2 protein-coding genes are annotated in these 2,299 nt (G+C 68.8%); both read left to right on the top strand.

What is annotated here, in order from left to right; genetic code table 11:
• Positions 1–151 precede the first annotated feature (151 nt).
• Positions 152–1,771 (top strand): D-aminoacylase, encoded by a 1,620-nt coding sequence (locus VIM26_RS25560; RefSeq protein WP_331956148.1) that lies wholly within the window; start codon positions 152–154, stop codon positions 1,769–1,771.
• A gap of 251 nt (positions 1,772–2,022) precedes the next feature.
• Positions 2,023–2,193, top strand: a complete 171-nt coding sequence (locus VIM26_RS25555; protein WP_331956147.1) for a hypothetical protein — start codon at positions 2,023–2,025, stop codon at positions 2,191–2,193.
• The last annotated feature ends 106 nt before the right edge of the window (positions 2,194–2,299 follow it).

Below are 2,299 nucleotides of genomic sequence, written 5' to 3'. Positions count from 1 at the left end.
GCTCAGCAGATCACCCTGCCTCGGCGTCAGACCCAACGTCATCGACTACTCCTGACCGCAGCGGCAACCCTCACCCGCGATCCTCCCCGAGCGTCGCCGCGCAACCGGACACCGCCACGCGAAAAACACCAGCCACCTAGGCCGGGCGGAGATGAGAACCCTCATCCGGCACGCGACGGTCGTAAACGGGACCGGCGAACCTGCCCGCACCGCCGACGTCGTCGTCGAGGACGATCGGATCGCCCGGGTGACGGCCGGGCAGGCGCACCTCGCCGAGAGGACCTTCGACCGGGTCATCGACGCGACGGGAAAGGTGCTCAGTCCCGGCTTCATCGACATGCACGCCCACTCCGACCTCCAGCTGCTGATCAGGCCCGACCACTACGCCAAGCTCAGCCAGGGCGTGACCACCGAGCTGCTCGGCCAGGACGGGCTGTCCTACGCGCCGGTCGACGACGCGACGCTCGCCGGGGTGCGCGAGAAGATCGCCGGCTGGAACGAGAACCCGCCGGACTTCAACTTCTCCTGGCGCACCGTCGGGGAGTACCTGGACCGCCTGGACCAGGGGGTGGCGACCAACGTCGCCTACCTGATCCCGCAGGGCACCCTCCGGGCCCTGGTCATGGGGTTCGCCGAGGGCCCGGCCACGCCGGCCCAGGTGCGCAGGATGCAGCAGGTCATCGCCGAGTCGATGGCGCAGGGCGCCGTCGGGATGTCCTCGGGACTGACCTACACCCCCGGCATGTACGCGAGCACGTCCGAGCTCGTCGCGCTGTGCCGGACCGTCGCGGAGCTCGGGGGCTTCTATGCGCCGCACCACCGGTCCTACGGCAAGGGCGCGCTCGAGGCCTATCAGGAGATGATCGACGTCGCCCGCGCCTCGGGCTGTGCCCTGCACCTGTCCCACGCGACGATGAACTTCGCCGTGAACAAGGGCCGCGCGGGCGAGCTGCTCGAGCTGCTCGACGCCGCGCTCGACGACGGCGTCAACATCACCCTGGACACCTACCCGTACCTGCCCGGAGCGACGACGCTCTCCGCGATCCTGCCGAGCTGGGCGTCGTCGGGCGGCACGCAAGACACGCTGAGCCGGCTGCGTGACCCGGCCACGCTCGAGCGGATCCGCATCGACGTCGAGGTCAACGGTTCGGACGGCTGCCACGGCGTCGTCGCCGAGTGGGAGACCCTCGAGATCAGCGGCACCCAGAACCCGCGGCTGGACGCCCAGGTCGGAAAGACCATCGCCCAGATCGCGACGGAGTCGGGCCGGGCGCCGTTCGAGGTCTTCACGGAGATCCTGCTCGAGGACCGGCTCGCGACCGGCATCCTGCAGCACGTCGGGCACGAGGAGAACGTGCGCGCGATCATGACCCACCGCGCCCACACGGGAGGCAGCGACGGCATCCTCGTCGGCGCGAAGCCGCACCCGCGATCCTGGGGCACGTTCCCTCGCTACCTGGGCCACTACTGCCGCGAGCTCGGGCTGCTCACCCTGGAGGAGACCGTCCACCACCTCACCGGACGCCCCGCCGCCCGGCTGAAGCTAGACCGGCGCGGGTTGGTCCGCGCCGGGCACGCGGCCGATCTGGTCATCTTCGACCCGCTCACGATCCTGGACACGGCCACCTTCGCCGATGCCCGGCAGCCGGCCGCCGGGATCGAGTACGTGTTCGTGAACGGAGCCCTCGCGATCGACGACGGCTCCCCCACCGGCGCCCTCGCCGGCCGCGCGCTGCGCCGCACCGCGGACGGTCCGACCCGCGCGACCTGACCCGCCGATCCTGCACGACAACCACGCTGAGGAAGTCTTCTCCATGACTGAAGCTCTCGACTAGCTGCGCCACGACACCACCGGGCTCCTTGTCCTGGCCGGCGTCGGCATCGCCTTCCTGCTCGTGTTCATCAGAATGTGCCTGTGAAACCCCTGGCTTCGGCCATGGGGAGGTAAGGGTGCTTCTGCTCGGTTGGCGACACGCTTGTTCCTTTCGGTCGAACGTCAGTGCTATCCGATATGGTGGGTTTATGCCCATTGAGACGGTTCGGTACACGTACCGTCTGCGCCCTGGTGCACGGGCCGAGGAGGCACTGAGCTCGGTCTCGGTCAAGGAGACGCTCAAGACCCGGACCGTGCTGGAGACCGTGCTCTCCTTCGTCGGCTTCGGCATGGCGTCCCTGCTCTGGCAGTTCGTCTAGATCACGGGGGCCACCCCGCCAAACGTCCCTTCTTCCACGCAACGTCTACTTCCACGCAACGTCTCCTTCCCCCCACGTAACGTCCGAGCGTTGACGTCCTATAGGA

Source organism: Pengzhenrongella sp. (genome assembly GCF_036565025.1).
Classification (GTDB): domain Bacteria; phylum Actinomycetota; class Actinomycetes; order Actinomycetales; family Cellulomonadaceae; genus Pengzhenrongella.
Note: the sequence above shows the minus strand (reverse complement) of the source record. Positions and strands in the feature narration are given on the sequence as shown.